Annotated in this window: 15 protein-coding genes and 2 riboswitches; of the genes, 8 read left to right on the forward strand and 7 right to left on the reverse strand. The window is 46.7% G+C overall.

Annotated elements, in window-relative coordinates:
- Positions 1–5 precede the first annotated feature (5 nt).
- Positions 6–416 carry a DUF1934 domain-containing protein gene (locus tag ASD40_RS17460; protein WP_047682791.1) on the reverse strand — a complete coding sequence of 137 codons (411 nt, stop codon included), beginning with the start codon at positions 414–416 and terminating at the stop codon, positions 6–8.
- A 946-nt stretch (positions 417–1,362) separates the two neighbouring features.
- Positions 1,363–2,190 (reverse strand): polyamine aminopropyltransferase, encoded by an 828-nt coding sequence (speE, locus tag ASD40_RS17465; RefSeq protein WP_029197206.1) that lies wholly within the window; start codon positions 2,188–2,190, stop codon positions 1,363–1,365.
- A 284-nt stretch (positions 2,191–2,474) separates the two neighbouring features.
- Here speE and ASD40_RS17470 point away from each other — a divergent pair, with 284 nt between their 5' ends.
- Positions 2,475–4,577 (forward strand): transglycosylase domain-containing protein, encoded by a 2,103-nt coding sequence (locus ASD40_RS17470; RefSeq protein WP_057304466.1) that lies wholly within the window; start codon positions 2,475–2,477, stop codon positions 4,575–4,577.
- Positions 4,578–4,749: 172 nt separating this feature from the next.
- Here the strand turns inward: ASD40_RS17470 and ASD40_RS17475 are convergent, their stop codons facing one another.
- Together ASD40_RS17475 and ASD40_RS17480 are read right to left on the reverse strand one after the other, a co-directional pair.
- Complete coding sequence (locus ASD40_RS17475) at positions 4,750–5,241, reverse strand: YwhD family protein (protein WP_057304467.1); 492 nt, start codon at positions 5,239–5,241, stop codon at positions 4,750–4,752.
- Between the two features lie 138 nt (positions 5,242–5,379).
- A complete protein-coding gene (locus ASD40_RS17480; RefSeq protein WP_057304468.1) occupies positions 5,380–5,907 on the reverse strand; it encodes a hypothetical protein in 528 nt (175 codons plus the stop codon).
- Positions 5,908–6,054: 147 nt separating this feature from the next.
- On the opposite strand from ASD40_RS17480, the gene ASD40_RS17485 reads away from it, so the two are divergent.
- The 4 genes from ASD40_RS17485 to ASD40_RS17500 all read left to right on the forward strand — a co-directional run bounded on the left by ASD40_RS17485 (position 6,055) and on the right by ASD40_RS17500 (position 10,439).
- Positions 6,055–8,055 (forward strand): M1 family metallopeptidase, encoded by a 2,001-nt coding sequence (locus ASD40_RS17485; RefSeq protein ID WP_057304469.1) that lies wholly within the window; start codon positions 6,055–6,057, stop codon positions 8,053–8,055.
- A 145-nt stretch (positions 8,056–8,200) separates the two neighbouring features.
- Positions 8,201–9,019, forward strand: coding sequence for a hypothetical protein (locus ASD40_RS17490; protein WP_057304470.1), 819 nt, complete (start codon positions 8,201–8,203; stop codon positions 9,017–9,019).
- A gap of 165 nt (positions 9,020–9,184) precedes the next feature.
- A riboswitch (cyclic di-AMP (ydaO/yuaA leader) is annotated at positions 9,185–9,323 on the forward strand.
- Positions 9,324–9,326: 3 nt separating this feature from the next.
- Positions 9,327–9,803 (forward strand): C40 family peptidase, encoded by a 477-nt coding sequence (locus ASD40_RS17495; RefSeq protein WP_057304471.1) that lies wholly within the window; start codon positions 9,327–9,329, stop codon positions 9,801–9,803.
- Between the two features lie 123 nt (positions 9,804–9,926).
- Positions 9,927–10,029: riboswitch (guanidine-I (ykkC/yxkD leader) on the forward strand.
- Between the two features lie 89 nt (positions 10,030–10,118).
- Positions 10,119–10,439 carry a DMT family transporter gene (locus tag ASD40_RS17500; protein WP_057304472.1) on the forward strand — a complete coding sequence of 107 codons (321 nt, stop codon included), beginning with the start codon at positions 10,119–10,121 and terminating at the stop codon, positions 10,437–10,439.
- Here ASD40_RS17500 and ASD40_RS36450 read toward each other — a convergent pair.
- Complete coding sequence (locus tag ASD40_RS36450) at positions 10,423–10,590, reverse strand: DUF1905 domain-containing protein (RefSeq protein WP_162251263.1); 168 nt, start codon at positions 10,588–10,590, stop codon at positions 10,423–10,425. The genes ASD40_RS17500 and ASD40_RS36450 overlap by 17 nt on opposite strands.
- Before the next feature lie 224 nt (positions 10,591–10,814).
- Between ASD40_RS36450 and ASD40_RS17505 the strand changes: the two genes are divergently transcribed.
- Complete coding sequence (locus ASD40_RS17505) at positions 10,815–11,048, forward strand: hypothetical protein (RefSeq protein WP_057304473.1); 234 nt, start codon at positions 10,815–10,817, stop codon at positions 11,046–11,048.
- A gap of 64 nt (positions 11,049–11,112) precedes the next feature.
- A complete protein-coding gene (locus ASD40_RS17510; protein WP_057304474.1) occupies positions 11,113–11,298 on the forward strand; it encodes a hypothetical protein in 186 nt (61 codons plus the stop codon).
- Between the two features lie 130 nt (positions 11,299–11,428).
- Here ASD40_RS17510 and ASD40_RS17515 read toward each other — a convergent pair whose 3' ends face one another.
- Positions 11,429–12,322 carry a methyltransferase domain-containing protein gene (locus ASD40_RS17515; protein WP_057304475.1) on the reverse strand — a complete coding sequence of 298 codons (894 nt, stop codon included), beginning with the start codon at positions 12,320–12,322 and terminating at the stop codon, positions 11,429–11,431.
- 422 nt (positions 12,323–12,744) lie between these two features.
- Here ASD40_RS17515 and ASD40_RS37240 point away from each other — a divergent pair, with 422 nt between their 5' ends.
- Positions 12,745–13,098, forward strand: coding sequence for a hypothetical protein (locus ASD40_RS37240; RefSeq protein ID WP_156390062.1), 354 nt, complete (start codon positions 12,745–12,747; stop codon positions 13,096–13,098).
- 57 nt (positions 13,099–13,155) lie between these two features.
- Here ASD40_RS37240 and ASD40_RS17525 read toward each other — a convergent pair whose 3' ends face one another.
- Entirely contained in the window at positions 13,156–14,112 is a 957-nt protein-coding gene (locus ASD40_RS17525; RefSeq protein WP_057304477.1) for a hypothetical protein, read from the reverse strand.
- Between the last annotated feature and the right edge of the window lie 2 nt (positions 14,113–14,114).

Below are 14,114 nucleotides of genomic sequence, written 5' to 3' on the forward strand. Positions count from 1 at the left end.
TCGTCTTACTCCTCCTGAATTAACAACTTGATCCTGTATGTTCCCGCATGAGTGCCTGATGCATATAAATCATAGCTCCACCTTGTGATACCGATGCCATGTACGGCTTCCGAGGTCAGCTCATGTGTCTCGATTTCGAGTTCCAATCTACCTTGAGGTGTTTGATAAAAGCCAATCCTCTTCTCGCCGGGCAGAAATGTTTGCTCTGCCTGCACGTCCCCTTGGCGGACGATTCGTATCTGATTGTCTTCCAGCTTAATGAGCGTCACTGTTCGTCCAAGCTCGTTCGGCTCTTCTTCATAGCGGATGTACGTGTGATTGCCTTTACGATAAAGATCCCCTCGCGCTTTCTGCACGGTAGTCTCGCTCCCGCTTCGACTTTCAATTCGGATCCGCACGCGCTGCTTAGCCGTCATGGTCCGTCATTCTCCTATTCTGCAGTACCTGTTTGCACCTTATGTCAGATAAGGCAAGTTAGCTATTAGTTTATATGAAAGGTTCGCTAAATTCAATGTATTACGGGAGATCAGCTTGTATTGCGGGGTTATCGTAGTGACGATTTCTGTGTAAGTTTGGAGAATTAGGACCCTCATAGGTCCAATTGCAGTTAAATTAGCTGTGGGGCAAGTCTGGCGCTGAGAGTTGGGAGCTGGGACAGACAGTTGGGATGGAGAGTTGAAAATACAGACAACTGGTTGACGATTGTGACAGTGATTGGTGGAATATCAGGCTGCTGCGTGCAGCGGAGAAAATGACATTGGAATACCAAATCGCCGCGTGCGTGCGGCGGGGATAGCGAAGTTGGAATATCAGACAGTTGTTGCGTGCGATGGTGAAAGTGGGATTTGGAATACCTGACAGCCTAGCAACGGTGACGGAGGCAGTGAAAATTGGAATACAAGACATCAGTGTTATGTTCGAAGATGAAAATGGCGTGCGGTAACGAGGAATGCTTACACGACGGAGGACGAACCATGTAGCCAAAAAAACTACGACTGTCCAATCAACTTACAGCTGATGAGTAACGAGATGGGTGAAAAATCAACTTTTGACTCATCTTTCCCGGCTAAAGGACTGGAGTGACGTTAATCCCCGAAAAAGATTGAATTTGAAAATCTAACGGACTCGACAGCCCTTAATCTACTTCAAATTGCGAAAATAAGATTGATTGAAACCGAATAACGGCGCTGAAGTCCGTAAGCTCGGAATCATCGCTCCAAACAGGTAGTTAACGGCATCCAGGTCCGTTAAACGTCTATTTCCGGTTGGTTTCATTAACTGTGTGCGGTAATAGGTCCGTCGCAGAAAAAAACCGCCAGCGTTTCCCGTGACAAGCACAGAAACAACCGGCGGTTCAATCTATTATTTAATCAAATCTTCAACAAATTTAGGCAGTACGAAAGCCGCTCTATGCAGGCGCGGTGTGTAGTACTTCGTTGGGAATTCTGGGATTGCTGCTTCCTCAACTTGCAGTGGATCATGCTTTTTGCTGCCCATTGTGAAGGTCCAGAGACCACTTGGGTACGTAGGAATGTTCGCACTGTACACACGTACGATTGGGAAGATCTCTTTGACATCCCGGTTAACCGTTTGGATCAGGTCTGCTTTGAACCAAGGGTTATCCGTTTGTGCAACGAAGATCCCGTCTTCTTTTAGCGCATCAAAGATACCTTGGTAGAAGCCCTTGGAGAACAGCTCAACTGCTGGACCAACAGGTTCAGTGGAATCGACCATGATAACGTCGTAGGTATTTTTGTGATCGTGAATGTGCATGTAGCCATCGTTAACAATTACTTCTACACGTGGGTTGTCCAGCTCGCCGGCAATGGTTGGCAGGTACTTTTTGGAGTACTCGATCACTTTACCGTCGATATCAACAAGAACAGCCTTTTTCACTTTCGGGTGCTTCATGATTTCTCGAATTACTCCGCCGTCGCCGCCGCCTACTACAAGCACGTACTCTGGGTTCGGGTGGGTAACAAGCGCAGGGTGCGCAACCATTTCATGATAGACGAATTCGTCTCTGACTGTTGTCATAACCATACCGTCCAGGGTAAGCATTGTTCCCCATTCTTCGGTTTCGATCATCGAAAGGTCTTGGAAGTCCGTTTGTTCTCTCACGTATGTCTCTTTTACTTTTGCTGTAATGCCGAAGCTATCTGTTTGTTTCTCTGTGTACCACAGTTCCATGTTTATACCTTCTTTCGCTGCTATATTGGGATGAATAAATCCTGACATTCATTGTCTCTAACAGTGTTCCACCAGTTGGAAAAGTCATGCGAAGCGGTACTTTAATTTCCAATCCGTCCATACGCACAAATTGTATTATAGTTCATTACCCCCAAAATGCAATATTTTCCTAGGGTTTTTGGACATTTAATAAAAAATATTTACAATTCGTTGAATACGGACTGCCATGCTTTTCCATACTGGATAGTAATGCCTTAGAGCATGAAGAAAGGAGGTAAGAAGAGATGTCCGAGAACGAGAACCATCGTCAGCCATCCACAGGCTCACCACAAGCACCTAGGGATAAAGAGGTACCTGCGTCTATGCGCTGGATGCGTCGTATCAAGAAAATGTTCTCATTCCTTTTCACTTCCTGCGTTCTGCTCCTTATCGTGGCCGCTGGCTGTCTCGTCTATTTGCGTGCTCAAACATTGCCCGTCACCAAAATGCTGCAAACCTCCCAAATGTACGATACACATGGCGAACTGATCGACACCTTTTATTCCGGGCAAAATCGGCAGGTCGTCTCACTGAGCGAAATATCGCCTTATCTCATTAAAGCTACGCTCGCTGTGGAGGATCAGCATTTCTATGATCATTTCGGCGTAGATGTGAAGGCAGTAGCAAGGGCAGCTGTTGTCAATATACAAGCCATGGCTAAGGTGCAAGGCGCAGGAACGATCACTCAGCAATTAGCTCGGAATTTATATTTAAATCATGATCGGACTTGGTCGCGCAAAATCAAAGAAACCGTGTTCGCTGTCCAAATGGAAATGCAGTTGACGAAGGATGAAATTCTGACGAATTATTTGAATCAGATCTATTACGGTCATTCGACGTATGGGATTGAAACGGCTTCCGAGCTTTTCTTCGGCAAACATGCCAGTGAATTAACGTTGGCGGAAAGCGCGATGATCGCTGGGGTCCCTAAAGGGCCACGCTACTACTCACCGTATTATGATCTGAAGAATGCGATGGATCGGCAAAAAGTGGTGCTGCAGACGATGGTGCGCAGTGGCTTCATTACACAAAGTGCCGCTGACGCCGCAGGCAAAGAGCAGTTGACGATTCAACCACTTACGAAGAAGAAGCCAGCAGCAGCCCCCTACTTCCGTGATTATGTGCGAGCACTGGCAACGGATAAGCTGGGCATACCGGAAGATCAATTCGATGAAGGCGGCATTCGCATTTACACGACGCTCGATAAAAATGCGCAGCAAATCGCTGAGAGTGTGATCACCAAGCAGCTCACGGGTAAAACAGACCTTCAAGCCGCTCTGGTGGCAATCGACCCTAGAACGGGAGAAATCAAAGCGATGGTCGGCGGTCGCGATTATTCCGAGAATCAGTTCAACCGTGCACTGTCGAATACACGACAGCCGGGGTCCTCTTTTAAACCCATTGTTTATATGGTCGCTCTGCAAAATGGCTATACACCTGTAACGCAGGTAAAAAGTGAACCAACGGTGTTCACCTACGATGAAGGCCGTCAACGATACACACCCAGAAACTTCAACGATCAGTATGCCAATGCAAATATTGATATGCGGCAAGCGATTTCGAAGTCGGACAACATTTATGCAGTCCATACGATTCTGGATGTCGGCCCTGCGAAGGTTATCGATCTGGCCCGCAAGCTGGGCATTGCATCTCCGATGAAGCCACTGCCGTCGCTGGCACTAGGGTCCTTCCCAGTAAGCCCTCTCGAAATGGCGTCAGCGTTTGGTACGATTGCGAATCAAGGCGTTCATCAGGAGACGACGGCGATCGTGCGTATAGAGGATGCGAACGGTCAAATTTTATATGAAGCGGCACCGAAAGCGGAGCCCGTGCTTGATCCGGCTGTCGCTTATGTGATGACGAATCTGATGGAGAGCGTGTTCGAAGAGGGCGGCACCGGCAACCGCGTAGCCAGTACGATTAAGCGTCCGATAGCCGGCAAAACCGGTACAACCGACACTGATGCATGGTTGGTCGGCTTCACACCAGAGCTCGCAACCGCCGTATGGGTTGGCTATGATAAGAGTAGGGACATTTCCACGGTAGAGTCTCATTTGGCTTCTCCCATTTTTGCGGAATTCACGGAACAAACCTTAGAGGCGATACCGCCGAAGCTGTTCCCGATTCCCGAAGGGGTAACCAGTGTCTATATTGATCCGGTGAGCGGCAAGCTGTCTAATGAGGACTGTCCGAACTCACACATGGAGGCTTTCCTGGTTGGCACGGAGCCGACTACATTCTGCACAGGCAAACCCGCGAAGCCAGCTTCGAACGATGATCCAAAGAGCACCCCTAAAGGTCAAAACGGCTCTTGGTGGAATGATATTAAACGCTGGTGGAACGACTGATCCGCCTGTTTTCAGGGAACACAAAAAGGCAGAACTAAGCGCGTCTTAGTCTGCCTTTTTGCTGTCCTAGTATATGAGGTAACATACACTAGGGTCTAGTATACTCGGTTCACCCAAACGTAACAATGGATGACACATAATGTTCATAATCTCGATTTGCACGTTTGATCGCTTAGGAAAGCGCATCTTTCAATGCTTGATCCGAGCGATTCCACCATTCCTCATTGTGCGCGATCAGCTGATTTTTAAGCAGCGCCCGCTCCTTGTCATCCAAGCCGTCGAAGATGAATTTACGCTTCATTGCAGCATCCATCTTGTTCACGTGCTCGGCTAGAATTTTCCACCCTCTGCGAGCTTCTGTGTCAATCAACATTTCGCAAGCTGTCATTCCAGCGTAGTAGGCTCCTTCTTCGGTACGGTCTACTGCCACCCAAATAATCCAAGCTTTACGGCCGTTCGGCACATCTTCTTTGTTCGTTGAGAATTTGATACCTTTTTCGATCTTGCTTTTGGCATGAAGTGTACCTTCGTCCAGGTAGGCTTCATCCCCGTCAATAATGACACCAGATACATTGCTTAGGTCGATTGCTCCGGCACCGAATCCTTTATGGTTCACTTTGGAACTTACTATATTTAAGGCCAGCTTCTTTTTATCCGCTTCCATGAGGGCACCTTCCAGTCTTCTTAATGTTAAAATGACGCTTTGCTTTCATTGTAGCTAAAGTCATCCTCCAGAACAAGGGCTGGTTGCAGCCGGTGTCACCGTTGGTGTGGAAGGGTGGTTACTCGTTGCCGTCTTTTATTACTTCACTTCCACCGTGATACTGCCTACAGCCCTTTCATCTATGAAAGCATTCAAACGCCAAACCCCCGCGTCATCGAACCTCATCAGTGCGGGGAACCCCGCATCCGCTCCATTTATCGGTACCGTTCCCGGCCAATTCATTTCCCCGACTAGAGCATTATCCTGCAGTAGAACCTGCCGTTTCTCTCCAGTCTCGACACTTACTGCTTCAACGCGGAATTTCTTCCCTTGCAAAGGCTCGCCTTGCTTCCATATGTGCCACATATACTTGTTAGGCGTATTGACCTTATAACCGCCTGGGCTCAGGAGGCCGATCTTTCCTTTCTCACCTTGCAAATGATAGCTGCCACTTTGAAAAAGCGGGCTTACCTTGGCCTTATCAAGCTCCGCTGCCGACGTAAGCTGTTCCGGAGACTGTACCTTAACCGCTTTAGGAAACCAAGAAAATTGAGAAAGCACAGTCATGAGAACAATCAACCCGACGAAACAGCCCAAAACAACGATCACTTTTCTGAACTTAATCATCGATTCCACACCCCTTATACCTTATAGACTCATTGATGAGCCGCTTCGTTCCCCCTCTTTCTAACAATTCTTTTCCAAGCTCAGAAATATTCCCTAGGTTGTCTACATATACATGCTGTAGATGCTTGTTTAGGCGGGGTGGATATCATGAGTGTTCTATTCAAAAACCGCAAGGTTCAATGGTTCGTTGTCATGCTCCTTGCAGCAGGCGCTGTCCTGCTGTCTGAAAATTTGCTCCCATCTGCAAGTAAATTAGCCGTTCCAGTCGTCTCTAAGGATGAAAAGTCTGCTCCGGCGCCGGACATGCAGCCTGCAGATAGCGGTAAGTCATCAGAGAAGCAAGCGCCAACAGCGCTTAGCTATCGTATTGCGGAGTACCATATGAGCGTTGCTTACACGCCCGAAACGAGGCAGCTCAATGGGCAGCAAACGTTGACTTGGGAAAATCCAGGAACCGTTCCTGTGCAAGAGCTTTACCTCCATCTGTATCCCAATGCCTTTGACTCAAAGAAATCGACGTTTATGCGTGAATCAGGAGGTAAGCTGCGAGAAGATGAAGCCAAGGCAGACAGCAGTGGCAGCATGAAGTTGCTTTCTGTGAAAACGGTTGACGGAGAGGATCTCAGTATGCGCATGGCGTTCGTGCAGCCCGATGACGGCAATAAGGACGATCATACGCTGCTCAAAATTCCGCTGCCAAAACCAGTTGGGGCCGGGGAGCAAGTCACAATCAAGACGGAATTTCTCGTCAAGCTGCCTGCCGCCTTCGCAAGAATGGGCTATGTGGATGACTTCGTCATGGCGGGTCAATGGTTCCCTAAAGTAGCTGCCTATGAGCGAGTTGGTACAAGAGGACGTACAGAGCCGGGGTGGAATCTCCACCAGTACCATGGAAATTCAGAATTTTATGCCGATTTCGGGATGTATGACGTGAAAATTCAGGTGCCGGCGAACTACACCGTAGCAGCTACCGGTTTCCCGGTTAAGCCCGCTGTGACAGACAACGGGATGAAGACGTACCAATTTTATGCGGATGATGTGCATGACTTCGCTTGGTCGGCATCGCCTCACTTCGTTTATGTGGAAGAACCTTACTCAACCGCACAAATACCCGGGGTCAAGATTAAGCTCTACCTCGATCCCAATCATCAGGACTTGAAGGACCGCTATATGTATGCCGCCAAAAAGGCACTTTCCCGCTACAGCCAATGGTACGGACCGTACCCTTACTCGACCCTTTCGATTGTCGTACCTCCCCCAGGAGGCAACGGTGTGGGCGGTATGGAATATCCGACTTTAGTAACGTCGTGGGATGCTAGCGACAAGAAACCTGATTTAGAGCTAGAACGTGTCATTGTTCATGAGATTGGACATCAGTTCTTCTATGGAATGGTAGCTAGCAATGAATTCGAAGAAGCTTGGTTAGATGAGGGCTTTACCTCCTATGCGGAGGATAAGGTCATGGAATCTGAGTACGGGGTGTCCCCTAATTTACCTGTCGAATCAAGCTTTATTACATCTCCACATACCCTGAATCAGAACTCGTGGGCTTATGCGGGACATGATCAATATGCAGAGAATGTGTACACACGAGGCAAGCTCGTGCTTAAAGCCATTGAGAAGCAAGTTGGCATCAAAACGATGGACCGCATTATGCGCACTTATTTCCTACGTTGGGAATTTAAACACCCTTCTACGAAGGACTTCCAGAACGTTGTCGAAGAAGTAACCAAAACGAAGTGGGATGATTTCTTCAACCAATATGTATACGGCGCCATGATGATGGATTACACCGTGGAGAGTATTCGCGTCAAATCCGTGGGCAGCAAAGGGGCAGAGTCCTACGAAAATGCCGTTCTCATCTCCAAACGAGGCGGCAATTCACCCGAAGTGCCCATCCAATTCCATTTCTCTGACGGCACAGTGCTGGATAAAACATGGGATGGTAAAGAAAGCAGTATCGAATTCAAATTAACCCACAAGACTCCTGTAGACTGGGTTCGAATTGATCCTAATTACTCGCTCGTGCTGGAAAATAAACACATTAATAATTTTATGCAAACGAAAGTGGATACGAAGTGGAAAATCCGTTGGAATCTCGGTCTCATTCAATTCCTGCAAGCCATTTTCGGTTGGGTCGCCTGGTAAGCGGCTAGGCTTATCCAATGCTTACAAAGTAAGTTTTCCTACGAAAAACTCAGGTTATGCTTACGATGCCAGTTTTGCTAAAGCAAAACTCAGCTAATGCTTACGAAGAAAGTTTTCCTACGGAAAACTCTTAGGAGGGACAACTGTGGCAACTTATATCAAGTCTGGCTTCAGGGCGGCTTTACGGCAACCTTTCGCCACGATCGTCTTGTTCCTGTATCAGATGGGCTGGGGCATCCTGCTGTATAAGCTTGTACAGGGTGTTCTCGTCCCTCTCATGCACCGCTATCCAGGTGGCGAGCAGCCGAAGCAAGCGCTGCAGCTATTTCTAGCTGAAGGACAGTTCCAACTGGTCAAAACCGATCTTAGCCATTCCTACCTTTGGTGGCTGGCTGCTCTACTTGTTATTCGCATGGTGCTCACCCCAATGTTGAATAGCGGCGTCTACTATTCGCTGACCCATTCGCAGCAAAATGCCGGCTATCGCTTTTTTCGAGGCATCAAGGAGCTCATGCTCCCATTCCTAATTGCATATGTCGTTCGAATCTCGCTCTCCTTGCTGCCGCTCATATGGCTGTTTCCAAAAGTGCAGAGGCAATTCGCACATACCACTTCGTATGAGCAAGCAGCTCTCCAATTGCTGCCTTGGTTGCTGGGCATGCTCGTCTATGGCTTTCTCATACATCTTCTTTTTATGTACGTGCAATTCGCGATTGCTGCCAAACTTGGCATTTTGTCCACTGTCATCACATTCGTTCGCAGTTTGCTTCCTATTATCGGGCTTGCGCTTATCCTCCTGCTCGCCTCGGGACTATTGGCAGGGGTCACTGTCACAGCAACTTACATATGGGCAGGTCTGGTAGCGCTAATCATTTATCAGCTCTTTCCGCTTTTCCACATTTTCTTTCAAATGTGGGCCATAACTTCCCAATATCAGCTTCTTTCTGCCAAAATGGACGGTTAAAAACAATAAAATAAGCTGAAATTAGCTCATCTTGTTTCATCCCCTTGCAAAAGGGGCTTTTTTTTGCGTTTTCCGAAATATTTTACATATTTTTAAGGCAAATCGCATAGAAAAGGAGGAATTTCGATGTTTATGACGAATTAAAAGGACTAGCATCAAAAAACCAAATATTTCATGCCGAATTCCTCATTTCTTGGGGAAACGGGGGAACCACACCGGGTGAATTGATCTTGCCAGACAGGGATCATAGGGAACCTTCAACCGAACCCTCCAGCTAACCTCGTAGGCACCGGAAGGAGACAAGCAGTTGAGAAAGATTGTTGCTCTTGTTTTTAGTCTTGTTTTATTTTTGAGTGTAGGTTTAGGAAGCGTGTCAGCGGCACAATCCACTTTGGATGAAACGGTTGACGGATTGCTAGGAATTCCGTACAGAACGGCGGGAACGACCACAAAGGGCTTTGATTGCTCTGGTTTCACCGCATACGTTTTCGACAAATTCGGCATTGATCTTCCTCATAGCTCATCATCTCAAAATAACGAAGGCTACTGGATTGACAAAAAAGATCTTCGTAAAGGTGATCTTGTGTTCTTTGACACAAGCGGCGGCAAAGGTATTTCTCACGTGGGTATCTACCTTGGAGACGGTGAATTCATTCACTCTGCATCCGATGAAGGTATAGTGAAAAGCAAACTTAGCCAATCTTATTATGCGAAGCGTTATGTATCAGCCCGACGTGTTCTATGGGATGATATCTATAACCAATTAACTGCTGAATCCAAGTAAATTCTTGCACGATTCATGAATAAAGCCCGGACAAGCCCCGCTCGAAAGAGCAGCTTTCAGGGCTTTTATTCATTTACTAATCTTGTAACTTGACATCGTATGTTAGCCGTTCTATAATACCGGCATATTGTTTTCTAGGGTTCCGTGGCGTTCATCGCCAGACTGGTCCGAGGGGAAACACGCAGCGAATACGCTGTGGTCACGGAGGGGAAAAAGCCCGGGAGTCATATCGCTTAAGCGATATAACTTCCAGGCTTTTTCCTTTTTTTGCGACTAAATAGGAACGTAGAACAAATTCAAGAGGAGTGATTCATCATGGCATGGTTATATCTCGTTATTGCAGGTGTATTTGAGGTAGTATGGGCGATCTCATTAAAATTTTCTAATGGTTTTACACGGTTAGTTCCTTCCAGCGTCACGATCGCAGGGATGATTGTAAGTTTCTATTTTCTAGCGGCAGCAACGAAAACTCTCCCCATCGGCACAGCATACGCGGCTTGGACTGGAATTGGCGCTGTTGGTGCAATTATAATCGGCACCCTTTTTCTTGATGAACCCATTAGTTTACTAAGGATCTTATTTATGATTCTGATCTTAGTTGGCGTTCTCGGCCTTAAATTTACTTCTGGGCATTAACAGTGCTGCGATAGGTGTAACCGTTCAGGCTCACGGTGACACTCGGCTTCTTATGTCCACCCAACTCAGCTATAACCTCGGCTGGAATGGAAATTCCAGTGGCGTTTTTTCCCTGTGCTTGCATAACGGAAGCGGTGAATGTTACCCCCATTTTGGTTGTTCCCCCTTTGAACAAATAAGGTTCCATCGTTCTCACTCTTTTAGATGACAATTCACGGGATATTATACCCTACTTTTCTGAATAAATCGGACCCTATCAATGCAGATTAATCCATACAAGGATGGAGAGGCGGTATGATGTAAGGTTCAGATTTGATCTAACGTAACTGCTGAGTCAGATCAACAGGATAAGAATGTTTAGGAGGGAAATTCAATATGAATACATCGGATGATATCAATCGGAAACAGAATCGTAATAACGGGCTTCTCGGAGAGGAGCTAGAAGTTGACTCCGATGTTAACGAGGATCGTAACCGAGAGCAGCAATTGGACGATTCGTTTCAGTACTGGTACCGTAACGTCGGTTACTGGGTGCAGCAAAAGGAAGATATAACTCAGGTGCCGAAGGCGAACGTCTTCGATGCCGCCGCTGATATGGACGCTGAGTAGAAGTTAAACGGGATTATGGAAAACGACGAGATCAATAGGTAATCTATCATTGGAGGTATGAACGATGTCTGACAATACAAATAACGTCGATCTAAACAAAACGAGTATCTTTAAAAACGGGGTGCAATCCGCAACGAATTATGTACAGAACGCCATTGAAAACGTAACTGCATCCACGCAAGATGCAACTCAAAATTTAGTGAATAACGTAATGAAAAGACGACAAAATGAAAACGAAAGTAATAAATAATTAGATTGGCGATGTTGAATTTCATATGAAAAAAACTTAGTCAGAAAGCAGCCGCGGGCCATGACTAAGCTTTTTTTTGTTGGTCTAATGGATATCGTGATTAATTGCTGCCAATAAACTATCTACACTCTTAAGCAACTGTGTAGCTGACATACCAGAAGCTGCTTCCCACAAATATTCGCAAATGCTGAGATAAAGGCTTAAAAATGTCATTCAGTTCATCATACGAGTAGTAGTTTTTGATAATTTCATGCATGGATCCGTCAGCCAGCTCGCGTCTTTTGTAGGTATCCTCGCTATGTTCATTCGTTATCAGCTCTCCGCCTCTTCCGGGTACGTAAACATTATCAGCGATAAAGATGCGGGCCCCTGTGCCTAGACGTTGGTGGAAACTCTGCAGAAATGACTCGATCCGATTCTTCGGAATATGCGAAAACCAGAAGTTGGCAAGACCAAAATCGAAAACCCCTGTCACTTCGGAGAGCTGGTACGCATCTCCCTGAACAAATGCTGCATTGGAAGCTGGCCAAGGCTTTGACTTAGCAATTTGCAGCACTTCAGGACGAATATCCACTCCTACGATGTGATTAGCTTTACTCGCAGCAATTTCGGTCCAATAACCCGTACCACAGGCTACCTCAAGAACGTTGCGACCCTCCACTTGCTTCTTCACCATTTCGCTCAAAAGACTAAGCTCTTGTTGGAACTGGGCGTCCTCTCGGTGATAAATCCGTTCATACTCCTCTGCTCGGGCGCCGTAGTATTCTTGCATTTTCACTTTTTCTTCGTTTAAAAGCTGATGCTTATCCTTCACTTCGTGGAGAATTCGTTGTCTGGCTGCCAATAAATCAGCGAAAATAGCGCCACCCTGTGCGGAGTAGTTAGCTAGCAAGCCATGCGTGGCCATCACAATTAGCTGTGTCATCGACAAACCTGTTTCATCGGCCATTTTCTCCAGATCCGACTTTACTTTCTCCGGTAAGTAAACAGAGAGTCTTTTGGTTTTGTCATTTTTGTCATCCACGGTAGGTATCCCCCTGAAGATTTTTCATTATTTTAACACATATTATATGTTATAGTAACATTTAATTTACGTTTTACAGCAAGTGGAAATTAGGGCTACTTTTTTTAGGACTCTATCAGCTAGCAACCCACGCAAATCTCTCTATCAAACATAGAATACTTCGTAAGTATATTCATAACTTGATAGGAGATGGTTAGATGATTAAGAAGCAACGTATCGCAGGCAGACCAACCAAAATTGTTAGACTACCTAGATGTTCTGGCTTACCAAAAACGAAAGCCATGCTTATGTACCATGCGCAATTGAAGAAACACAACAGATTGGGGGCAGGCCGCTTCCTCAGCCAGCGTACAATCTCGATCGGAACCGATAACTCTTGGTTCAACGCCCAGATCATTCCTCGTAATCCAGCATGGATACCGGTGACTAACGCCAACTATGTGTGGTACTCCGGCAATCTGAGCGCTGAGAATGCCGTCATTTCGACACGATTCTCGCTCTCGCAGCGGAGATCCATTCTCGCCGCATCCCTCTTCCTATCGGTTGACAATTATGCTGTTGTGATCATTAATGGTGTGCCAGTGGTCTATGATGCACCACAGAATACCCCTCCATTCTACAACACTGGTCGTACCTTCAACGTACGTCGCTTCTTGAGACAGGGTCGTAATGACATCGTCATCATCGCTTTTAACTTCGGTGGACCTCGTAGTGATGCTGCGCCTGCAGGCGTAGCAGCTAGATTAGACATCCAACTCAGCTCATTAAGACGATAATTCACCTAGAAAAAGGCCGGAGCCCATCCTCAGGATGGAGCCCCGACCTTTTTTGCTTCACATAAATTGACGCTCACTGCCGTAGCGGCGTTTGAGCTGATTCAAGAAAAACTGCAGTGCCAGGAATAGCCCTGCGAAGCTGGTTCCTGCACTCAGAATAATCCATGGATGCAGTCGAATGTACCTTGAGCCATAGGCGATTAGCGATAACCATTCACCCGATGTTGTGATGGCGATGGAATACCCAGCATCACTATCACCAATTGTCTCAATACCGCCAAGTACAATGTTAAAAACAGCCAACTGCCCTAACAAGAAGAGCACCTGCATGAATTCGCTAAGGAAGATGAACAACATTTCATTTCTCATACAGGGAACCAAATGTCGCATCGTTCGATGGTAGACAGAACCGCCCATTAAACGTGATGCTTCAATAAATAGTCGTTCATTATAATAACGTGCACGATCTGCCACCTGATGGGCTAATGGAAATATCCCAATGAATGTGACTAGACTAACAAAAGTAACCGTAAACAGCAGCTGGTAATGCGGGTCCGCCTTCAGCCCCTGATCAAGCCGCAGCCCAAAGTACATGCCGGCTAAAGGCGGGAACAAGAATACAAACGCAGGCATCGAGGAAACAACCCACTGCATAGAGCGAAGAATGCCCCATCCTTTGCCCGTGGTCCCGCTCCACAATCCCCATGGGAGGGCAAAAACAAAGCGAAACAAGGTTAACGCTAGCGCCGTGCCCAGTGTATATTTCAACCCATTCAGCAATAAACTCAGCACATCAAAGCCCCTATGATCAGTGCCCAGCAGGAAGGTACTGTTAGGTGCGTATGGCGGAATACTGTATCTCGTTTTACCGTCCTCTTGATATTGGAGCATATTAATCTTGTCATTCGGTGAAATCCCATGGGGCATCAGCCAAGTGCCGAATATCATCACAAGCAGGATGAGCACGATGAGTGCAATCGAACAGTAGTAAGCCGTTGATGAGCGTTTCAACATCG

Source organism: Paenibacillus sp. Root444D2 (assembly GCF_001426375.1).
Lineage (GTDB): Bacteria > Bacillota > Bacilli > Paenibacillales > NBRC-103111 > Paenibacillus_E.

What these genes read in the sequence shown, in the direction of transcription:
- ASD40_RS17510 (WP_057304474.1), top strand. Translation starts at nt 11,113, where the DNA reads ATGTCTGACAATACAAATAACGTCGATCTAAACAAAACGAGTATCTTT.
- ASD40_RS36450 (WP_162251263.1), bottom strand. Translation starts at nt 10,590, where the DNA reads ATGGGGGTAACATTCACCGCTTCCGTTATGCAAGCACAGGGAAAAAAC.
- ASD40_RS17485 (WP_057304469.1), top strand. Translation starts at nt 6,055, where the DNA reads ATGAGTGTTCTATTCAAAAACCGCAAGGTTCAATGGTTCGTTGTCATG.
- ASD40_RS17475 (WP_057304467.1), bottom strand. Translation starts at nt 5,241, where the DNA reads ATGGAAGCGGATAAAAAGAAGCTGGCCTTAAATATAGTAAGTTCCAAA.
- speE (WP_029197206.1), bottom strand. Translation starts at nt 2,190, where the DNA reads ATGGAACTGTGGTACACAGAGAAACAAACAGATAGCTTCGGCATTACA.
- ASD40_RS17505 (WP_057304473.1), top strand. Translation starts at nt 10,815, where the DNA reads ATGAATACATCGGATGATATCAATCGGAAACAGAATCGTAATAACGGG.
- ASD40_RS17460 (WP_047682791.1), bottom strand. Translation starts at nt 416, where the DNA reads ATGACGGCTAAGCAGCGCGTGCGGATCCGAATTGAAAGTCGAAGCGGG.
- ASD40_RS17500 (WP_057304472.1), top strand. Translation starts at nt 10,119, where the DNA reads ATGGCATGGTTATATCTCGTTATTGCAGGTGTATTTGAGGTAGTATGG.
- ASD40_RS17525 (WP_057304477.1), bottom strand. Translation starts at nt 14,112, where the DNA reads ATGTTGAAACGCTCATCAACGGCTTACTACTGTTCGATTGCACTCATC.
- ASD40_RS17470 (WP_057304466.1), top strand. Translation starts at nt 2,475, where the DNA reads ATGTCCGAGAACGAGAACCATCGTCAGCCATCCACAGGCTCACCACAA.
- ASD40_RS17480 (WP_057304468.1), bottom strand. Translation starts at nt 5,907, where the DNA reads ATGATTAAGTTCAGAAAAGTGATCGTTGTTTTGGGCTGTTTCGTCGGG.